The 20,604-nt window shown below is 64.7% G+C and carries 19 protein-coding genes; 10 read left to right on the top strand and 9 right to left on the bottom strand.

The window, feature by feature from the left end:
- Positions 1–4 precede the first annotated feature (4 nt).
- On the bottom strand, positions 5–2,521 hold the full coding sequence (locus GE300_RS02505; protein WP_154444533.1) for a heavy metal translocating P-type ATPase: 2,517 nt from the start codon (positions 2,519–2,521) through the stop codon (positions 5–7).
- 139 nt (positions 2,522–2,660) lie between these two features.
- Here GE300_RS02505 and GE300_RS02500 point away from each other — a divergent pair, with 139 nt between their 5' ends.
- Positions 2,661–2,867, top strand: a complete 207-nt coding sequence (locus tag GE300_RS02500) for a heavy-metal-associated domain-containing protein (protein WP_154444532.1) — start codon at positions 2,661–2,663, stop codon at positions 2,865–2,867.
- A gap of 32 nt (positions 2,868–2,899) precedes the next feature.
- Here GE300_RS02500 and GE300_RS02495 read toward each other — a convergent pair whose 3' ends face one another.
- The 7 genes from GE300_RS02495 to GE300_RS02465 form a co-directional block, all read right to left on the bottom strand.
- A complete protein-coding gene (locus GE300_RS02495) occupies positions 2,900–3,631 on the bottom strand; it encodes a DsbA family protein (RefSeq protein WP_154444531.1) in 732 nt (243 codons plus the stop codon).
- 1 nt (position 3,632) lies between these two features.
- Entirely contained in the window at positions 3,633–4,115 is a 483-nt protein-coding gene (locus GE300_RS02490; protein WP_407647662.1) for a c-type cytochrome, read from the bottom strand.
- Entirely contained in the window at positions 4,112–5,503 is a 1,392-nt protein-coding gene (locus tag GE300_RS02485) for a multicopper oxidase family protein (protein WP_154444811.1), read from the bottom strand. Before GE300_RS02485 ends, GE300_RS02490 begins: the two co-directional genes overlap by 4 nt.
- A gap of 94 nt (positions 5,504–5,597) precedes the next feature.
- Positions 5,598–6,134, bottom strand: coding sequence for a cupredoxin domain-containing protein (locus GE300_RS02480; protein ID WP_154444808.1), 537 nt, complete (start codon positions 6,132–6,134; stop codon positions 5,598–5,600).
- Positions 6,135–6,315: 181 nt separating this feature from the next.
- Positions 6,316–6,852, bottom strand: a complete 537-nt coding sequence (locus GE300_RS02475) for a cupredoxin domain-containing protein (protein ID WP_154444530.1) — start codon at positions 6,850–6,852, stop codon at positions 6,316–6,318.
- Positions 6,853–6,890: 38 nt separating this feature from the next.
- The gene (locus tag GE300_RS02470; RefSeq protein ID WP_154444529.1) at positions 6,891–7,223 is read right to left on the bottom strand and encodes a hypothetical protein; all 333 of its coding nucleotides are present in this window, start codon (positions 7,221–7,223) and stop codon (positions 6,891–6,893) included.
- Between the two features lie 28 nt (positions 7,224–7,251).
- Positions 7,252–7,710, bottom strand: coding sequence for a c-type cytochrome (locus GE300_RS02465; RefSeq protein ID WP_154444528.1), 459 nt, complete (start codon positions 7,708–7,710; stop codon positions 7,252–7,254).
- A gap of 759 nt (positions 7,711–8,469) precedes the next feature.
- Between GE300_RS02465 and GE300_RS02460 the strand changes: the two genes are divergently transcribed.
- Together GE300_RS02460 and GE300_RS02455 are read left to right on the top strand one after the other, a co-directional pair.
- A complete protein-coding gene (locus GE300_RS02460; RefSeq protein ID WP_154444527.1) occupies positions 8,470–8,757 on the top strand; it encodes a DUF2933 domain-containing protein in 288 nt (95 codons plus the stop codon).
- A gap of 608 nt (positions 8,758–9,365) precedes the next feature.
- Positions 9,366–11,483 carry a protein-disulfide reductase DsbD family protein gene (locus GE300_RS02455; protein ID WP_233416710.1) on the top strand — a complete coding sequence of 706 codons (2,118 nt, stop codon included), beginning with the start codon at positions 9,366–9,368 and terminating at the stop codon, positions 11,481–11,483.
- A gap of 301 nt (positions 11,484–11,784) precedes the next feature.
- Here GE300_RS02455 and GE300_RS02450 read toward each other — a convergent pair whose 3' ends face one another.
- Entirely contained in the window at positions 11,785–12,441 is a 657-nt protein-coding gene (locus GE300_RS02450; RefSeq protein WP_233416709.1) for a GntR family transcriptional regulator, read from the bottom strand.
- Between the two features lie 209 nt (positions 12,442–12,650).
- Here GE300_RS02450 and GE300_RS02445 point away from each other — a divergent pair, with 209 nt between their 5' ends.
- From GE300_RS02445 to GE300_RS02415, 7 genes are all read left to right on the top strand, one after another.
- Positions 12,651–14,141: an extracellular solute-binding protein gene (locus GE300_RS02445; RefSeq protein ID WP_154444524.1), complete on the top strand. Its 1,491-nt coding sequence runs from the start codon at positions 12,651–12,653 to the stop codon at positions 14,139–14,141.
- A gap of 100 nt (positions 14,142–14,241) precedes the next feature.
- Entirely contained in the window at positions 14,242–15,177 is a 936-nt protein-coding gene (locus GE300_RS02440) for a carbohydrate ABC transporter permease (RefSeq protein ID WP_154444523.1), read from the top strand.
- Positions 15,177–16,028 carry a carbohydrate ABC transporter permease gene (locus tag GE300_RS02435; protein ID WP_154444522.1) on the top strand — a complete coding sequence of 284 codons (852 nt, stop codon included), beginning with the start codon at positions 15,177–15,179 and terminating at the stop codon, positions 16,026–16,028. Before GE300_RS02440 ends, GE300_RS02435 begins: the two co-directional genes overlap by 1 nt.
- Before the next feature lie 27 nt (positions 16,029–16,055).
- Positions 16,056–17,150, top strand: coding sequence for an ABC transporter ATP-binding protein (locus tag GE300_RS02430; RefSeq protein WP_154444521.1), 1,095 nt, complete (start codon positions 16,056–16,058; stop codon positions 17,148–17,150).
- Positions 17,151–17,271: 121 nt separating this feature from the next.
- Complete coding sequence (locus GE300_RS02425; RefSeq protein WP_154444520.1) at positions 17,272–18,471, top strand: mandelate racemase/muconate lactonizing enzyme family protein; 1,200 nt, start codon at positions 17,272–17,274, stop codon at positions 18,469–18,471.
- The gene (locus GE300_RS02420; protein ID WP_154444519.1) at positions 18,468–19,211 is read left to right on the top strand and encodes a ribonuclease activity regulator RraA; all 744 of its coding nucleotides are present in this window, start codon (positions 18,468–18,470) and stop codon (positions 19,209–19,211) included. The genes GE300_RS02425 and GE300_RS02420 overlap by 4 nt, the downstream gene beginning before the upstream one ends.
- Positions 19,212–19,266: 55 nt before the next feature.
- The gene (locus GE300_RS02415; protein ID WP_325063067.1) at positions 19,267–20,466 is read left to right on the top strand and encodes a mandelate racemase/muconate lactonizing enzyme family protein; all 1,200 of its coding nucleotides are present in this window, start codon (positions 19,267–19,269) and stop codon (positions 20,464–20,466) included.
- The last annotated feature ends 138 nt before the right edge of the window (positions 20,467–20,604 follow it).

Raw genomic sequence — 20,604 nt, 5'->3', positions numbered from 1 at the left:
CTCCTTATTCAGCTGCGACAGGGGCAGGGGATAGCGAAGGCTTTTCAGGGCCGGCCGAACCGGCTTCGTCCATGGTGGGACGGACCCGGCGCAACCGCAGAGCGTTCGTCAGCACGAACACCGAACTGAGCGCCATTGCACCGGCGGCCAGGACCGGCGACAGCAGCAGCCCGAACGCGGGGTAGAGCACGCCCGCCGCGACCGGGATCAGCGCGACATTGTAGCCGAAAGCCCAGAACAGGTTCTGGCGGATGTTGCGCATGGTCCGACGCGATACTTCGAAGGCGTTCACCACGCCGCGCAGGTCGCCGGACATCAGCACCACGTCGGCCGACTCGATCGCCACGTCGGTGCCGGTGCCGATGGCGATGCCCACATCCGCATGGGCGAGCGCCGGCGCGTCGTTGATGCCGTCGCCGACGAAGGCGATCTGCTGACCGGCATCCCGCAAATCGTCGAGCGCGGCGACCTTGCCGTCGGGCAGGACGCCCGCGATCACATGGTCGATGCCGGTTTCGCGGGCGATCGCCTCGGCCGTTTCGCGCTTGTCGCCGGTTATCATCGCGACCTTCAGGCCGAGGTCGTGAAGCGCACCGATCGCGGCGGCGCTGGCCGGCTTGACCGGGTCGGCCACCCCGATGACCGCCGCGACCTTCCCGTCCACCGCCGCGAACAGCGCAGTCCGGCCCTGTTCGGCCAGGCGGTGCTCGGTCTCGGCCAGCGTCTCGACGCTGAGCCCCTCGCGGGTCATCAGGCGATCCGCGCCGACCAGCACCTCACGACCAGCGACCGTGGCCCGCACGCCGAAGCCGGTCATCGAGTCGAAGCCCTCGACCTCGTGACGCGCCACGCCCTCGGCCTGCGCCGCACGCACGATGGCCTCGGCGATGGGATGTTCGGACTGCGCCTCGACCGCCGCGACGAGGGCCAGAACCTCGGCGCGCTCGAAGCCGTTGGCCAGAACGAGGTCGGTCAGTTCGGGGCGGCCCTCGGTCACGGTGCCGGTCTTGTCAAGCGCCACCACGTCCACGCCGGTCAGCTGCTGCAAAGCGTCGCCCTTGCGGAAAAGCACGCCCATTTCCGCCGCGCGCCCGGTGCCGACCATGATCGAGGTGGGCGTGGCCAGCCCCATCGCGCAGGGGCAGGCGATGATGAGCACCGAAACGCCCGCCACCAGTGCGTAGGAGAGCGCGGGCGCCGGGCCGACCAGCAGCCAGACCAGCACTGTCAACACGGCCAGCGCCATCACGGCCGGCACGAACCACAGCGTGATCCGGTCCACCAAACCCTGGATCGGCAGCTTGGCGCCCTGGGCCTCCTGGACCATGCGGATGATCTGCGCGAGCGTCGTGTCCGCGCCCACGCGGGTCGCGCGAAAGCGGAAGCTGCCGGTGCCGTTCACCGTGCCGCCGGTAACGAGATCGCCCTCGGACTTCGCCACGGGAACCGGCTCTCCGGTGATCATGCTCTCGTCGACATGCGCGCTGCCTTCGGTCACTTCACCGTCCACGGCGACGCGTTCTCCGGGCCGCACGACAAGGATGTCACCGGCGCGGATGCGTTCGATCGCCACGTCCTGCGGCTCACCGTCCACCAGAACCCGCGCGGTGCGGGCCTGAAGGCCCAGCAGCTTCTGGATCGCGGCCCCGGCGCGGCCCTTCGCCCGCACTTCCAGCCAGCGGCCCAGAAGGATCAGCGCGAGGATCACCGCCGCCGCTTCGAAATAGACCGCGCGGGCCGTCTCGGGCAGCAGCGCCGGCGCGAAGAGCGCGGTTATGGAATAGAGATACGCCGCCCCGGTGCCCACCGCCACCAGGCTGTTCATGTCGGGCGCGCCCTTGAACAGGGCCGGGAAGCCCTTGGTGTAGAAGTGCCGGCCGGGCCAGACCATTGCGATGGACACCAGCAGCCACTGGATCGTCCAACTCGTCTGCTGACCGATCGAATTGGCGATCAGGTCGTGCATCCCCGGCACCAGAATCGACCCCATCTCGAGCAGGAAGACCGGCAGCGCCAGCGCCGCCGCGAACGCCGTCTTGCGGGCCAGGACGCGGGCCTCGACGTCCTTGCGCGCGCCGCGATCCTCCACCGATGCATCGCCGGCCACCTCTGCCGGATAGCCCGCCGCTTCGGCGGCCTTCAGCAGGGCAGTCAGATCGACGGCGCCGTCGACGAACGCTACGGTCGCGGTCTCCGACGCGAGATTGACGTTGACGTCCAGAACCCCCGGTACTGCCGCCAATGCCTTGTCGACGCGGCCCACGCAGGAGGCGCAGGACATGGATGAGACGTTCAGGCGCACTGTCTGCGTGCGGGCCGGATAGCCGGCCCGGTCCAGCGCCTCGATCAGCTCGGGTATCCGGGCGTCCGAGTCGATCCGGGCCTGCGCCGTCTCGGCGGCAAGGTTCACCTTCACGTTGTCGACGCCTGGCAGGGCCGAGAGCGCGCGTTCGACCCGGCCGACGCAGGACGCGCAGGACATGTTCTGGATCGAGACCCGCAGGTCTTGTGTGGTTGGCATGAAGATCTCCTTCGTCTCTCGGGGATGACATGTAGGGCTTCCCCTAGCTGGAAGGTCAATCCTCGCGGAAAATTTTTTCTGCGCTTGACCTTCCCGCACTGGAAGCGGTCATCTGACTCGAAAATGAAAGGAGGCGGATATGAGTAGTTTCAACGTGCCGGACATGAGCTGCGGGCATTGCACCGCAACAATCGAAAAGGCGATCAAGGCAATCGATCCGACCGCGACCGTTGCCTGTGATCTCGACACGCGAACGGTTTCGGTCGAGAGTTTTCTCAGCGACCGGGCAGTGTCCGAAGCGATCCGTAATGCTGGATACGACGTGGCGGTGCCGGCCGCGGGCTGACCCGCGGCCGGCACAGAGTCTGCGCGGTCAGGCTATTTGGCGGCTTCGCGAACCTCGTCGACCAGGGTTTCGAGCCGCTCTTTCTCGACGTAGCCGGGTACGAGGTTGTCCCCGATCACGAACGAAGGCGTGCCGTTGAAGCCAAGCGCCTGCGTCAGGCGCATCGAGGTTTCGATGTGTTCCTGTATTTCCGGCGCATCCATGTCGGAGCGCAGCCGCTCGACGTCCAGCCCGATCTCTTGCGCGATCCTCATGACCGAGGCTTCCTCGGCGCGTTCCTGCATCCCCATCAGCGCCCAGTGGAATTCCTCGTACTTGCCCTGTTCGCGCGCGGCCAGGGCGGCCTTGGCGGCAAAGATCGAACCGTCGCCGAGAATGGGCCATTCCCGATAGACCAGCCTGACATTCTCGTCGCCGTCCAGCAGCCCCTGGACTTCCGCCATGGCACGTCTGCAATAGGGGCAATTGTAGTCGAAGAATTCGACCACGGTGACATCCCCGTCCGCATTTCCGAGGACCGGCGCATTCGGGTCCCGTTCGAGCAGTTGACGTTGATCACTCAGGAACTCGGTCTGCGCGTCGGCCTTGGCGGCGGCCTGCTCGGCCTCCAGGATCTGCACCGCTTCCATGACGATCTGCGGGTTCTCCCGAATGGCTTGCAAGGCAAGCTCCTTGATCCGCTCGTCTGTCAGGTCCTGAGCGGCTGACGCGAACGGGGCAATCGCCAGGCCAATTGCCATTGCCGTGATCGGAATACGAGACATTTCAGTTTCCTTCCTGCTGTAGCGAGGCAGCACTTCGTGCGGCCTGGATGTCGCGCTGACGCTCGGGCCAGGTCGATTTGATATAGGCGATAATGTTCCAGATCTCGGCATCGGACAGCTGGTCGCCAAATCCGGGCATGCCGCTTTCGAATTCGAGGCCCTGACGTCCGAGCGCAGCCTTCCCGCCCAGTTTCGCGTAGTCGAACAACACGCCGTCGGCGTGATGCCAGGTGTGCCCCGTCTCGTCATGCGGGGGTGCCGGCAGAATGCCGTCGGGTCCGGGCGATCGCCAGTCCGGCTGACCTTCCAGGTTCGCGCCGTGGCAGGAGGCGCAGAATTCTCCATAGCGCTCTTCGCCCCGAACGATGTCGACAGCCTCCGGCATGGCTTCGGGCCGCGTACCGGACCTGCTGATGAGCCAGCCACCGGCGGCGGCGGCGGCGGCCAGGACGACTACCGACAGTTTCAGGTAGCTTGGTATCACGTCACTCTCATCCAGGTCATCATGCCCGAAGCCGCGTGACTGAGCATGTGGCAGTGATACAGCCAGTCGCCCGGATTGTCGGCCACAAATCCGATCGTCCGTGTCTCGCCGCCGAACATCAGAAGCGTGTCGCGGAGCGGTCCGAGGGCACCGTCCTGGCCGATCTCGCGGAAATGCATTCCGTGCAGGTGCATCGCGTGCGGAAAGGAGGTGTCGTTGTAGACTTCGAGCTTCACCGCCTGTCCGATTGCCACGTCGGCAAGTGGTGTCTCGGTCATTCCGATCGTACCGTTGAATGCCCAGAATTCGTTGGCATCGACAAGTTCCCGGAAGGTCTTGCGCTCGCCGTTCAGGACCGCCGCATCCAGCGTTCCCATCGCGCCGCCCTGCATGTTCAGGCGTACCGAAACCGCGCTTTCGAGATCCGGCACCTGTACGTCCGGATTGCGGGGCAGGGTGGCAGGGGGGGCGCGGCGCGCGGCCGATGCCGTGCCGCTTACGGGAAAGGCCACTTGTGACATACCTTCCCGGTCTTCGATCCGCACCAGATGCGCAGTCTCTCCGGGATCGGCGGTCACGTCGACGATCAGGTCGGCGCGTTGGCCGGGCCCGAGAACGAGCACGTCGTCCAACGGCTCCACCGAGTCCAGCGGCATCCCGTCAAGGGCAATGGTCCAGCCCTCCATCCCGGCCAGCGACAGGACGAAGATCCGCGCATTGGCGGCATTGATCAGCCGCAGGCGCAGGCGTTCGTTCTGCCGCACATCCAGCGCCAGATCATATTTCCCATTGGTCGCGATGAAATTCCCGCGTCGGCCGGCGTGACTGCGATCGTGGCGTGACGTGAAGTCGGGATCGATCTGTGCGGTGTCGGGATCGAGAAGCCAGTCGTCCAGGATCAGAACCTCTTCGCGATCCACATCGGGAGCCTCTGCGTCCTCGACGATCAGCGCGCCGTAAAGCCCCCGGGCGACCTGTTCGAACGACCTGTTATGCGCGTGATACCAATAGGTTCCGGCATCGGGCGCGACGAAGTCGTAGTCGAAGCTTGCGCCCGGTTCGACAGCGGCTTGGGTCAGCCCCGCGACGCCGTCCATCGCGTTGTCGATCCGGATGCCGTGCCAGTGAACCGAGCTTGCCTGCGGCAATTCGTTGAGAAACGTCCGCCGGACACGAGCGCCCTGCGCGATCCGCAACTCCGGGCCGGGCATTCCGCCGCCATAGCCCCAGATTTCCGTCTTCGGATAGGACGGCGGTGCCAGCTGGACCGCAGCCGGCCGGGCCTTGAATTCGACGAACTGCGGCGTCGCGGCGCGCGCAATCCTCGGCAAGGCAAGGGCTGCGGCCGCTGCCGCGCTGTGCGATAGGAAATCCCGCCGTGTCGTCATCGTGTCCTTTTCCTTCCCTGATACCGGGTATCTCGGCGAGAAAACTTCGTCGGCCTGCGGCGGATCGAGCGCCGCGGGGCATCGAGTTGAGACGTCAGGAATGGTCGCCAGTGAAGACAATTTTGGCTTCCATGCCCCCGGCGCGGTGGCCGGGCACGCTGCACGCGATCAGGATATCTTCGGCATCGCTGCTGAAGGTCCAGATCAACTCGGTTGTTTCACCGGGCTCCAGAAGCCGGGCATTCCTGTCGGTATGCATCATGCCCTGGCTGCGCATCTTGTCATGGTCGAGGCGGCGCGTCGTCATCATCCCGCCCTTCATCATCGCCCGGAATTCGTTGGCATGCGTATCATGCATGTCATCAGTACCGATTGCGAACTCATGGACCACGCGCCCTACGTTCCTGATCACGAACCTTACCGTTTCGCCCTTCTCGACATCGAAAATGCCGGGGTCGAAATACATCTCCCCCAGCTCGACTTCGATCTCCCTGTCGATGTGCGAAATATCGCCTGTCTGACCGATATTCGCACCCTCACCGTGACCGGGGGACGCAACCGCGGCGCCCGCTGCCGCAAGCAATCCGACACCCGACGCAATGAAGCGGAACCCGGAGATTGAACAGACCATGTTCTTCACAGCTCCTAGTTGGAAGTCACGATCCCGAAGATACTTCCATGCGTGGCTTCTCGGGACATTTGGGCAAGCCGTTTGCCAACCCTGTACGTCTCAATTGCGTGTGTGCCAACCTTGCACTTCGTCTCTCTGAGGTCGGGCGGAACGGTCAACAAACCGTTCCGCCCGGTATTTCTTAGCTGCTGACGTCTGCTCCGCCGGTGCTGAATGTGCCGACCATGCCAGCCGCCCGATGTCCCGGGACATTGCAGGCGAAGCCGATTTCAGCATCGCCGCTGAAGGTCCAGATGATCTCGGCGGTTTCACCCGGCTCCAGCAGGACGCTATTGGCATCGTCATGCATCATTCCGGCCGCCATCATCTTATCGTGACGCAATTCGCGCACGGTCATCAGGCCAGCCTTCATCATCTTGCGCATCTCGCCCCTGTGATCGTCCCACATGGATTCGGTGCCGAGATTGAATTCGTGCACGGCTCGTCCTTCATTGGACACGATGAATTTGACCGTCTCACCTTTCTCGATCTCGACGTCTTCAGGAGTGAACTTCATCTCGGTCATTTCGACTTCGATCACACGGTCAATACTCGATACGTCACCGGACTGGCCGATGTCGGGCTTGTCGCCGTGACCTGGGCTGGCCAGGGCGAACGACGAGGATACCGCAAGCGCGCAAGCGGCAAGGGCGGTGCCGAGGGTGGTTTTGTACTGCATCTTTGTGCTCCATAGTTTCACGTTCCGTATGCCTGCCTTCAGGTCTCTGCGGACGGGCGCGGAGGCGGCAGTCGAGGCGAAAACGCGATGGAGCCATGCCGTTCCTCCGGCCAGACTTTTCGCTCCCGTTGGGCAAGCCGGGACATCCGGAACAATGGATCCGGCGCCAGTGCGGTCAGGAAACAGTCGAGCTCGGAATGGCAATGGCTTTCCCGAAGGTCGTGTCCGGCCGTCGCGACACGAGCGGAACCATCAAGGGACACCGCCGCGGCGTGGTCCTGATGAACACCAGGTACATCCTCGATGCCGGCGGTCGCCATGGCGGAGAACGCAACATAAAGTACAAGCACCACCGCGCGAAAAAGTCCCACCAAGGCCGTCCTGTCAGCGCCGTACGCATCAGTTGATGCCGTTCGCCCGCTGCAATTCGCGCACATAGCGCGCGATCATTTTGACATTGGCCGTGGTAAGACCTTCTAATGGGGGCATGTTGCCAAAGCTCCAATGATGGGACCTGACTCCGTTCTTCACTGCCGAGACGAAAGCCATGTCGGAATGATGTGAAGGTTCATATATTTTGTGTACCAAAGGCGGCGCAACGCCATTCTGTCCCGCAGCATTTGTTCCGTGGCATTCCGCGCATCTTGCCTCGAAACCGCGTTTGCCCATCTGCGCCTCTGCGGAAAGCGTTGCTGGAATTGTCACATTCGCAAGCGGCGCCCCTTGTGGAATTCCTTCCGTATCCGGCGGCTCCATGGATTGACCGGCGGATTGCTGGCGGGTTTGGGTTGCGTTCCAGTATACCGCAAATCCACCGACCAGGAGGAAGGCGACAATGGCAAGAAGCATTTTGTTCATCTAGCAGTCTTTCGCGGTTTCTATTTGGCTCGGTTCAACGTCACCTGTGTTCCCACCGGCGTTCTGTCGAAAAGTTCACTATAGGATTGTTGCAGCGGCCGATGCGGCATTCGACGATGTCCTGCCAATCTTGCGGGTATCATTCCGGGGATGCGCTAGTCCTGCCAAGTCGGCATGGCTCGAATGGCTAGAGGATTATCCGGGTCAGGCGGCTCGTATTTCGGAACGCCAGGATTGCGCCCTGGCACCGACGCCTTCGGTGCCGGTCCGGCGCTTCCTCCTTGAAGCCGAGTTCCGAGTAGCCGAGACGGCGGTACCGCGGTCGGAGAGACGGGCATGATGCCGTCGCCGGGCCGATGCCGCAGCACTATCGTCGATATGGCCCGACATGACTAGCTTGCGCATCGCGTCGAGGCGGGTTTCCACTCACGCGTGAGAAAACCCGAAACATTGCGCTGCATCGTCGCGGCTTCTTGCGCACGGCATGTCGACGCCGCTGCCAAGCCGATCCTGCCGCTGACCGCGGCCGCGAGGAAATGACCGCGGCCACCTGGAATGAGTGCCTGCTGCACCATCGCACGTTTGCTCCTGATCTCTTGCCTGTTGGGTGGGGGGTTAACCGGCTTCCAGCGCAGGAAGGTCAAGCAGGGTGGTCCTGACATAACAGTGATCTTTGTATCGTTTTGTAACCTTTACCTTCCCGTACTGGAACGCGGTAGCGGGATCACGCAGGCTATCAGAGAAGCGAGCGAAGATATCATGGATGACAAGAAGGCTGCCCGAACCGGGTCGGAAAGGCTTATGAAATATGGTATGTGGGCATGCTGCGCGGTAATGCTCCTGCCGATCATTGCCTACCTCGCAGCGGGACGGGTTTCCGGCGCGGCCGACAGCCTGATCGCGTTCGCGCCGCTTCTTCTTTGTGTCGGAGCCCATTTGGTCATGCATCGCTTCATGGGAAAATCCTGTCATGGAAAGCCGGGCGATGCCGAAGACAAACACGAGGCGCCGAAAGATCGAGCAGCCGCTAGAGTTGCAGCCGAGTAGACCCCGCATGTCGCGGGTCCGGAGAGCTTCCGCCGTCCTGCTTCTTGTTGTGTTGGGCGGATGTTCAACGGCACTGCAGCAGTGCTTCGCGGAAGATGCGACGCGCCTGACAACCAGTGGAAGCGATCCGCGGATGCCACAGGGGTGTGTGGTAAGCGAGATCCAGCCGAACGGACTGGCTGTTCTCGAATGTGAAGGTGGCCGCGAGGGTTTCGTGGTCCCTGCAAGGCCGGGTCAGGAAGCGATGCAATCCGGAATGAGCGTAGAAAAGCCGATCTGATGTCTCGGGGACGATGGGCATGTCCGGGCGTTTCCGAACCGGCCGTTTCGTACGGTGGCATTCGCCTTGTGCCCGGTCCGGAGCCGGAGAGCACCCGGAAGCCCTTGCGGATGAAATCGGTATCGACCATGGCCAATCGGTCTCGGACAATAACTGCAAACGCGTTCATCCCGACCTCGAGAACAGTGCCGCACCTGCGCGCCTTCACCGGTACGCACGCAATGGTGATCGCTCGGGCCGTATTCCGAGGCGAAGTCGGCGAGCGAACGGTTCAGGATCCGGTCGAGGGAGAACGAGAAGAAGGCTGGGCTTTGATATGTCAGCAAATTTGAGCCAGAGGATCATTGCCGATCATGGTCGGGTGTTCTGCTGTCTGGTTTCCGCCGTCTTCGCCAGCCTCCTGGCCGCAACGTCGGTCGCGGCCGCCGGATCGGAGCGTTACAGCGATCCCGCGGTGGAGGCCCGCCTGATCACCGCGGAGAACGGTATCAACCCGGACGCAACATCGATCTCCGCCGGCCTTCAGCTGCAACTCGGCGAGGGCTGGAAGACCTACTGGCGCTCTCCGGGTGAGGTCGGTCGTCCGCCGTCGATCGAATGGGCGGGGTCCGAGAACATCAAGGCGGCCGAGTTTCTTTGGCCCGCACCCGAGCGGTTCACAGCCTTCGGGATCGAGAATTTCGGCTATCGCGACGAGGTCGTCTTTCCGATTCAGATCCTGTTGAATGAGCCGGGGGCGCCGGTCGACCTCCGCGCCCGCGTGAACCTGCTGGTCTGTTCGACGGTATGCATTCCGCAGGATTTCGAGCTTTCGCTGACGTTGCCGCGAGCCAGCGGGATCGACACCGAGGCCGCAGGGCTGATTTCGGACTACGCGGCCCGTGTCCCCGATGACGGCACGGGTACCGGAATCAGCATCACCTCCGCCCATCTGGATGATGAAAGAACGGCCCTGACGCTGACCGCCAGAAGCAACCTGCCATTCAGCGCCCCTGATGTGTTCCCCGAACTGGGCGAAGGGACCGCGTTCGGAAAGCCGGACATCCGGGTGGGGGAAGGGGGGCGGTTGGTCTGGGCCCGGTTGCCGATACTGGCCGCTGCATCCGACCCGGCGGAGTTCCAGGTCACGATCACCGACGGCGACCGCGCGGCCACGCTGAAGCCTGCGTTGGCCGACGTTGCACCCGCGCCGCCCTTCAGCATCGCTGCAGTGGTGCCGGGTCTGGGCGAGCTGGCGTGGATCGCCGCCGTCGCCTTTCTCGGCGGGTTGATCCTGAACGTGATGCCCTGCGTGCTGCCGGTGCTGTCGATCAAGCTTTCCTCCGCCGTCAAATCCGGCGGCCTGTCCCCGGCACGCGTCCGAACCGGTTTCGCCGTCTCGGCGCTCGGCGTCCTGGCGTTCATGTGGGTTCTCGCCGCAGCGACGATTGCCGCGCGGGGGTTCGGGCTGACGGTCGGATGGGGCCTGCAATTTCAGAACCCGGTCTTCCTGGCGGTGATGCTGGTCGTGCTGGTGATCTTTTCGGCCAACCTGCTCGGCCTGTTCGAGATCGCGCTGCCGTCCTCGTGGCAGAACCGGCTCGCGCGCGCCGGCGGGGGTGCAGGCTATGGCGGCGACTTCGCGACCGGCGCCTTCGCCGCCATTCTCGCAACGCCCTGTTCGGCCCCCTTCCTCGGCACGGCGATCGCCTTCGCGCTTGCCGGGCGCGCCATCGACATCGCGGTGATCTTCACGGCCCTCGGGATCGGCTTGTCCCTTCCATACCTCGTCGTCGCCGTGTTTCCGCAACTCGTTCGCCGCCTGCCAAGGCCCGGCCGCTGGATGATCGTGCTCAAGATCGTGCTGGGCATGGCGCTTGCGGGCACCGCGGCCTGGCTCTTCTGGGTTCTGGGCGGCGTGGCGGGCCAGAACGCCGCCCTCTGGGTCGGGCTGGCCAGCCTTGGTGCCGTGGCATTGCTGTCGCTTCGCCGGATACCCGGGGTTGCAAGAGTTCCGGGGGCTGCGATCCTGGCCGCGGCGGCGCTGGTCATGGCCGGATCCCTGTCCGAGACAGACCGTTCGCCGACAACCATTGCAACCGACTGGATCAAATTCGACAGGTCCGAGATCGCGCGCCTGGTCTCGACCGGGCAGGTCGTCTTTGTGGACGTGACCGCCGACTGGTGTCTGACCTGCAAGGCGAACAAGGCGCTGGTTCTCGACCGGGAGCCTGTCGCTTCGCGGCTGCGTGAGCCCGGGATCGTTGCAATGCAGGCGGATTGGACGCGTCCCGACGAATCCATTTCGCGCTATCTGGAAAGCTTCGGGCGCTACGCGATACCGTTCAACGCCGTGTACGGACCTGCCGCCCCGGATGGCATCGTCTTGCCGGAACTGCTGTCAACCGAGGACGTCCTCAAAGCCTTGTCGGACGCCGGATCGGGCAGGGTCGCCGTAAGACAATAGCGGGACGGGACGTCTTTAGCACCTTTCTCTCCGCACCGAGAACGCCGTTCTCCTTGCCGCTGCTCATTCTCGCGCAGCGGATCGGCATCGCGCTCCGGCACCCTGGCCTCGTCGGATATCGCCGGTCGCGCCCTGCATGGTCGGTGCAGTCTGCCGCCCGGAACGTCGATGCGCCGGCGGTTTCCGCGCCCGGCGCGTCGCCGAGGTCCATAAAACCACGTCAATCCGCGAGGGCCTGCCCGGCCACCGCCCCTGCCGATCCGGCCGGGGCCGCTGGTGATCGCGCATGCGGGTCGTTCGGTCAATCCATGTCGAGGTAGAACCTGAGCGCCCGCCCGGCGCCGTCGATGTGCCGGGTGATCACCTCGGTGGCCCGGGCCGCGTCGTGGGCGCGGAACGCCTCGATCAGCTCGTCGTGTTCGCGGATGATGTCCTGGTGCCGGGTCCGTGTCAGCCCGTTGCGGCGGGTCAGGATGTTGAGCAGGTGCCGCTGCGTGAGCCAGATCCGCACCGCGCGGTCGTTGTAGTGCTTGGTGACGATGGCAAGATGCAGTTCCATGTCCAGCGCGCTGAACCGCGGCTTGTCGATCCGGGGCACCTCGCGCAGCCGGGCCTGGATCCGCTCGACCTCGGCCACGTCCTCGGCGGTGCAGCTTTCGGCGAAACCGGCGATCAGGTGCGGCTCGATCAGCGTGATCAGTTCGTACATGTTCTCGACCGCGGCCCGGTCCAGCCTGGTGATCGTCGCCCCGCGGTTCTTCTCGAACCGCACGAGTCCTTCGCCCTCCATCCGCCGCAGGGCCTCGCGGACGGGGTTGATGCTGGTCCCGTGGCGTTTCGCGATCTCGTGGATCCTCAACCTGGTGCCGCTGCCGTAGACCCCCTTGGCCACGCCGTCGAGCAGCTGCTCGTAGAGCGTGGCCTCGTCCACGGCGATGTTGTCCTGATGCTCGGGCATTGCATTTGCACCTTTTCCACGCCTGATCGCCATCGAGGCAATTCCTGCACGCCCGTCCCGCACGTCTGTCGGTCCCGCCGAGCATGAAGCCCGTGCATGCGCAGGAAGTCCGTTCCGGTCCCGGTCTTCTGCAAGAAAATCCTTGACTTGATTGGTAACGCGCATTTTCATGTATCAAAAAAGTACGATAATTTCAACGGGAGGACGATATGTTGCTGAAAAATGCTGCACGGCAGCGAAACCTGAAAGGTATCGCCTGCGCGCTGCTGACCTCGTCGGCGCTGGTTCTGCCGGCACCGGTGGCCGCCCAGGCGAACAAGACCGGGATCGACCCGGAGACCTGGACCCCCGAACATGTCCGGAGCATCGCCGGCAAGACCACCGTCGACACCGCCGCGGAATGCTCGAAGATCGTCCCGCTCGATTACGAGGGCGAGCTGGATTACTGGTATGTCGGCCCGAACGAGGCCAGTCCCCAGCTCGAGCACGAGATGTACGAGGAGTTCTGGGCCGCGCTCGCCGAAACCTATCCGAACATCGAGATCAACGCGCAGAACCTCGGCTACAACGACATGCTGAACAAGCTGCGCACCGCCGCGCTGGGCAATGCCGCGCCGGATGTCGCCCGGCTGCCGATCCTCTGGGGATCAGAGTTCGCCGCCAAGAGGCAGCTGAGCGAGCTGTCCCCCGAGGACGTCGGCTACGATTCCGACGATTTCTGGCCGGGCGCGATGAAGTCGGTGACGCTCGACGGCAAGACCTGGGGCATCCCCACCAACAACGAGACCATGGCCTTCATCTGGAACGCCGGCATCTTCGAGGAAGCCGGGCTGGACCCCGACAAGGCACCGGACACCTGGGAGGAGGTCGTCGCCTATTCCAAGCAGATCAAGGAAAAGACCGGCAAGAACGGTTACGGCCTGGTCGCGCGGGTGAACGCCGGCAACACGCCGTTCCGCTTCATGCCGATGGTCTGGGGCGAAGGCGGCGGCGCGCTCGACGAGGCGGCGGACAGCCCGACCTACCAGGAGACCTGGATCGACAGCGACGGCACGCGGCGCGCGGTGCAGAACTACTATGACATGTACGTGCGCGACAAATCGGTGCCGGTGTCGGCGCTGACCAACACCCAGACCGAGAACCAGGACCCGTTCCTTGCGAACCAGCTGGCGATGGTGATCGCCCACCCCTCCGAGTACGCGACGATGCTCGACCGCGCCAGCCGGGCGACCGGCAGCGACAAGGAAGCGGCGATGGAGGTCGTGAACAACATGCGCTACGGCAAGATCCCGAAGGGCGCCGACCGCCGCGCGGTCGTGTTCGGCGGATCGAATGTCCACATCTTCAACCCCGACAATATCGACGGCGATCTGGACATGGAGGCGGCGAAAGCCCTCATCTGCTTCATGACCGGGCCGGAATGGTCGACCAAGCTGGCGTGGGTCAGTTCCAACCCCGGCAACACCCGCGGGTTCGAGACCGAGTGGATGAAGGAGCGGCTGGACACGATCAAGTTCCTTGACGTCTCGACCTCGATGCTGCCCAGCGGGATCCCGTTCCCGCCGGTGGCGGAAAGCCCCGAGATCATGAACATCATCATCCCGGAGATGCTGCAGAACGCGCTGACCGAGAAGATGACCGTGGAGGAAGCGACGGCGGACGCCGAGCGCAAGATCCAGAGCCTCCTAGACGGAATGTGACCCGTACCCGGGTCGCAGGTCGTCGGCGCCCGCCCCCGCGGCGGGCGCCATTTCGCAACGAGGCGCCTCCACCCCCCTCCCACGAAGGCAGTTTTCTCGCATGAGCCGGCCGCACCGAAGCGAGCCCTCCTCCCGGGGGCTGATCGGGCAGATCATCGATCACCGCTGGGACTATCTCTATGTCCTCCCGGCGCTGGGCGTGATGATGCTCGTGATCGCCTACCCGATCTACTACACGTTCTACCTGTCGTTCTTCCGCACGCCGCCGAGCCTGGCGATGTCCGAGAAGATCTTCAACGGCTTCGACAACTACGCCACCGTCCTGGGCAGCGACAGCTTTCAGCAGGTGACGTGGAACACGATCGTGTGGACGGTCTGGTCGACCTTCTTCGCGCTGATCCTCGGCCTGGGCGCGGCGCTGGTGCTCAACCGCGAGTTCATGGGCCGCGGGTTGCTGCGCGGGCTGCTGCTGATCCCGTTCGTGATCAGCGCGGTGGCGGCGTCGTACATCTGGCGCTGGATCTACCACAGCGATTTCGGCGTGCTCGGCGCGGTCCTGTTCGATCTCGGGCTGATCGACGGCAAGCTGAACCTGCTGGACAACATCGACATGGTTCTGCCGTCGCTGATCGTGGTCAACGTCTGGAAGGAGTTTCCGTTCGCGATGATCATGATCCTGGCCGGTCTGCAGACCGTCCCGGACCAGTTGCTGAACGCGGCGCGGGTCGACGGCGCGGGCGCGTTCCACCGCTTCTGGCACGTCACGCTGCCGCATCTGAAAGGCGTTCTGATCATCACCGTGCTGCTGCTGTTCGTGCAGAACCTGAACCATTTCATCATACCGTGGATCATGACCGGCGGCGGCCCGGCCGGGGCCAGCGACATCTGGATCACGCAGATCTACCAGATCGCCTTCGGCCGGATCCGCTTCGGCATCGCCAGCGCCTATTCGGTGATCCTGTTCCTGGTGATGGTGGTGATCGGATACTTCTATGTGAAGGCGCTTACGGGCGACGAAGACAGGCAGGCTCACTGATGGACAAGCGTCGTATCACCCGCTGGCACGTGTTCGGCTGGATTTTCCTGGTGTTCCTGCTGATCTACGCAGTCACGCCGCTGCTGTGGATGCTGATCACCTCGTTCAAGTCGCAGTTCGCGGCGCTGCAATACCCGCCCGACCTGTACCCGAAGAACCCGACGACCGAGCAGTACGTCCGCCTGCTGTCGCCGCAGAACGATGTCGGCCGGCAGTTCCTGCGGTATCTGCTGAACTCGATCATGGTCTCGACGGTGACCACCATCCTCGGCGTCGCCGTCGCGGTGCCCGCGGCCTACGCGTTCTCGCGGTTCCGCTTTCCGGGGCGCAAGGCGCTGTTCTTCTCGGTGCTGTTCCGCAACATGTTCCCGGCGGTGGTGTTCCTGATGCCGCTGTTCATCATGATGCGCTGGATGGGGCTGGTGAACACCTATTCCTCGCTGGTGATCACCTATCTGACCTTCGGGCTGCCGCTGTCGATCTGGCTGCTGAAGGGGTTCTACGACAACATCCCGGTGCAGCTGGAGCAGGCCGCCCGGATCGACGGCTGCACCCGCTTCCAGGCGTTCTACCTGATCGTCATGCCGCTGTCGGCGCCGGGGATCATCGCCACGGCGATCTATTCGTTCATCACCGCGTGGAACGAGTACGTCTACGCGCTGACCTTCCTCAACGACGACCAGAAGCTGACGCTGCCGGTCGGTCTGCAGCGGTTCTTCACGGAATACGCGACCAACTGGCCCGGCCTGATGGCGGCCTCGTTCATCATGAGCGTGCCGGTGGTCGCCATGTTCCTGATACTTCAGAAATATTTCGTCCGGGCTCTGACCGAAGGCGCGGTGAAGGCATGACAGGCAATCGACGGAGCAGGACCCGATATGGCGCAGGTTGAATTCCAGGAGGTGGTCAAGCGATACGGCTCGTTCGAGGCGGTCAAGAGCGTATCCTTCACCGTGGAGGATGGCGAGTTCGTCGCCCTGGTCGGGCCGTCGGGCTGCGGCAAGACCACCACGCTGAACCTGATCGCCGGGCTGCTGGATCTGACCGGCGGGGCGATCCGCGTCGGCGGGCGGCAGATCAACGATCTCGATCCGAAGGATCGCGACATCGCGATGGTGTTCCAGAACTACGCCCTGTACCCGAACAAGACGGTGCGGCAGAATCTCGGCTTTCCGCTGCGCATGCGCAAGGTCCCGAAGCGCGAGCTGGAGGAGAAGGTCAACGACGCCGCGCGCCTGCTGGACATCACCCACCTGCTGGACCGCCGCCCGCGCGAGCTGTCCGGCGGCCAGCAGCAGCGCGTCGCGCTGGGCCGCGCGCTGGTGCGCGACCCGCAGGTTTTCCTGATGGACGAGCCGCTGTCGAACCTGGACGCCAAACTGCGCGTGCAGATGCGCGCCGAGCTGAAGCGCTTTCACCAGGATCTGAACGCGACGGTGATCTACGTCACGCACGACCAGCTCGAGGCGATGACCATGGCCGACAAGATGGCGGTCATGAGCGGCGGCGTGCTGCAGCAGTACGATACGCCCGAGCGGGTCTTCGAGGAGCCGGCGAACGTGTTCGTCGCCGGGTTCGTCGGCAGCCCGGCGATGAACCTGCTTCCCGCGCGGGTGGTCGAGAACGGCGGCGCCGTGCAGGCCGCCGGCGAGGGCTGGGAGCTGGCGCTGTCGCCGCGGAACGCCGCCAGCGCGCGGCGCGCTTCGGGCGACGCGGTGATCCTCGGGGCGCGGCACAGCAGCCTGATCCTGCACGAGGAGGCCGCCCCCGGCTGCATCGCGGCGAAGATCTACACCGTCGAGCCGACCGGCGATCTGACCTATGCGCACGTCGAGGTGGGCGGCAAGACCTTCGTCATCAGCCTGGACCCGCAGCGCAGGATCAGGGCCGACCAGCCGGTCTGGATCGAGTTCGACCAGGACCGGCTGCATCTTTTCGACGCGGTAACCGAGCAGAGACTGCCGCCCGGCTGACCGGCGGCGGTCGCTGCGCGCCCCTCCGGGCCGCCGACAGCTTTACCACTGCCGCGACGTGGCCGGCGTCGCCCCGAGCGGGCCGATGACGGCGCGGCAAGACCCAACGGGATGAGGAACAATGAAGATCATCGACGTGAAATGCGCTGTGATCGGCGACAACCCGGTCGTCAGGATCGTCACCGACGCGGGTATCTCGGGCTATGGCGAAGGGGAGTATTTCAAGCCCTTCCTCAAGCCCTTCGTGCTGCACTTCAGGGACGCGATCCTCGGCGAGGACCCGACGGACGTCGAGCGGGTGATGATGCGCATCCGCCGGCGCGGCGCCTTCAAGCCCTGGGGCGCGGCGATCAGCATGATCGAGCACGCGCTGTGGGACATCGCCGGCAAGGCGGCGGGGGTGCCGGTCTACAAGCTGCTGGGCGGCAAGGTCCGGGACAAGGTCAGGGTCTACAACGGTGCGATCCGCACCGAGATGAAGGGCACCACGCCGGACGACTATGCCGAGGCCGCCCGGCAGATGAAGGCGCTGCCGCACGGGTTTTCCTTCGTCAAGATGGGCGTCGCCTTCCACAGTCCGATGAAGGACCAGGTCGAGAACTTCCACTACGGCGAGGTGCAGAAACCGAACCCGTTCCACGGCTTCACCGCCAGCGGCCTGATGACCGAGCGCGGCATGGCGCACCTGGTCGACTGCGTCGCCGCGATGAAGGAGGTGCTGGGCGACGAGGTCGGGCTGGCGCTGGATTGCGGCCCAGGCTTCACGCCGATCGACGCGCTGCGCTTCGCCAGGGCGGTCGAGCCGTTCAACCTGATGTGGCTGGAGGACATGATCACCGGCGACTACACGCCCTGGGTCAACGCCGACATCTACCGCGACGTGACCCATGCGACCACGACCCCGATCCACACTGGCGAGCAGATCTATCTGCGGCAGAACTTCAAGGCGCTGGTCGAGGGCCACGCGGTCAACGTGATCGGCCCCGACCCCTGCGACGTGGGCGGGCTGGCCGAGATCAAGTGGATCGCCGAATACGCCGATCTGCACGGCATCATGATGGCCCCGCACGGCACCGGCAACGGCCTGCTGGGGCTGGCGGCGCTGGTCCAGGTCAGCTGTACCATGCCGCTGAACTACATCGGGTTCGAGCTGCCGACCGGGCGCCCGGACTGGTGGTTCGACATCGTCGACGGGCTGCCGGACCCGCTGGTCAAGGACGGGATGATCCAGGTCTGGGACCGGCCCGGCATGGGCGTCGAGCTGAGCCCCGACCGGACGCAGCAGTACCTCAAGGACGACGACAAGGATTTCTTCGAATGACCCACACGCCCGACATCACCCGCCCGGACCCGTCGGTGATCGAGTCGCTGCGCGGCATCGGCGCGGCGACCGCCAGCGCCGAGTTGCACCGCCTCGGCCTGCGCAACACCCATATCGAGGGGGTCAGAAGCTGGACCCCGGGGCGGTCGATCGTCGGCCCGGCGCTGACGCTGCAGTTCATGCCGCTGCGCGAGGACGTCTACGAGGACAGCGAATACAAGGACCCTGAATCGCAGCTGCACCGCCACGCGCTGTATCATGCGCAGTCGGGCGACGTCGTGGTCGTCGATGCCCGCGGCAAGATGGACAGCGGCGTGTTCGGCGAGATGATGATGACCTATCTCAAGGGCCGCGGCGGCAGCGGGGTGATCATCGACGGCTGCCTGCGCGACTGGCCGAACATCCAGAAGGTCGACATCGGCTGCTGGATCAAGGGCGTCACGCCGAACTACCACACGCAGCGCAGCATCTTTCCCTACGCGGTCAACGTGCCGATCGCCTGCGGCAACTGCTATGTCGCGCCCGGCGACATCATCATCGCCGACGACGACGGCGCCGTGGTGGTGCCGATCGGCCATGTCGACAAGCTGCTGGGCCGGGCGAAGGGCCATGTCGAGTGGGAGGAATTCTCGCGCATGAAGCTCGAGGAAGGCGGCGACCTGCGCCGCTACTACCCGATGAAGGAAGGCACCGACGCCTGGGCCGAGTACGAGGCGTGGAAGGCCGGGAAGGCCAAGTAGGGCAGCGGCCGGTGCCGCCGGCCAGCCACCACCGGAACAGGAAGAGGAACGCGCGGTGAAGATCACCGACCTGAAATGCGCCGTCATCGCCAGCAGCCCCGTCATCCGCATCACCACCGACGAGGGCATCACCGGCTGGAGCCAGATCGAGACCCCGAAACCCTATGTCCAGTCGCTGGTCCTGCAGCTGAAGGACTGGATCGTCGGCCAGGACCCCCGCGACGTCGAGCGCGTCATGCGCCGGATCCGGGTGCGCGGCGGCTTCAAGCCCTTCGGCGCCGCCGTCAGCGCCATCGAGCACGCGCTGTGGGACATCGCCGGAAAGGCCGCGAACGTGCCGGTCTACCGCCTGCTGGGCGGCAAGGTCCGCGACCAGGTGCGCACCTATCGCACGCTCTATCACCACGAGATGGACGTGGGGCACACCCCGAAGGATTACGTCACCTGGGCGGAGTACGCCAAATCGCTGCCCGAAGGCTTCCGGATGTTCAAGCTGCCGACCTCGTTCCACTCGGCGATGGCCCGCGACGTGCCCGATTTCTTCTACGGCGACGTGCAGCCCGACGCGCCGTTCCCGTACCCGCACAAGGGCGTGCTGACCGAGGACGGCATGCGCCACCTGGTCGACTGCGTCACCGCCGCAAAAGAGACGCTGGGCAGTGCGTACGGCATGGCGGTGGATGCCGGTCCCGGCTATCTGCCGCAGGACGCGCTGAAGTTCGCCCGCGCGGTCGAGAAGCTGAACCTGCTGTGGATCGAGGACATGATCACCGGCGACTACTCGCCGTTCGTCAACCACGACGTCTACCGCGACGTGACCCACGCGACGACGACGCCGATCCACACCGGCGAGCAGATCTACCTGCGGCAGAACTACAAGCACCTGATCGAAAGCCACGCGGTGAACGTGATCGGCCCCGACCCCTGCGACGTGGGCGGCATCGCCGAGATGAAATGGGTGGCCGAGCATGCCGACCTGCACGGCATCGCGATCGCGCCGCACGGCACCGCGAACGGGATCTTCGGGCTGGCGGCGCTGATCCAGGTCTGCGCGACGCTGCCCGACAACTTCATCGCCTTCGAGTACCCGGCGCGGTTCGAGCCGTTCTGGTACGACCTTACCGAGGGTTTCGACGGCGTGCCGGTCAGGAGCGGCCGGATCGACGTGCCCAACCGGCCGGGGATCGGCGTGACCCTGATCGAGAAGGAGGCGCGCAAGCACCTTACCGAGGGGGACAGCGATTTCTTCGATTGAGCCGGTCGCTGCGAAGGCCCGGTCCGGGAATGCTCGCCGAGGGGGGCGGCCGGAACCGAAGCCGTCGCGCGCGCCGGGGTCCGGGCCGGCCCGCGCTCCGGCTGGCGGGCCACCCGGGGACAGCCTGCCGCGACTCCG

The sequence above is a fragment of the Halovulum marinum genome, from assembly GCF_009697225.1.
Taxonomy (GTDB): Bacteria; Pseudomonadota; Alphaproteobacteria; order Rhodobacterales; family Rhodobacteraceae; genus Halovulum; species Halovulum marinum.
This window is presented reverse-complemented; position numbering and strand designations above follow the sequence as displayed.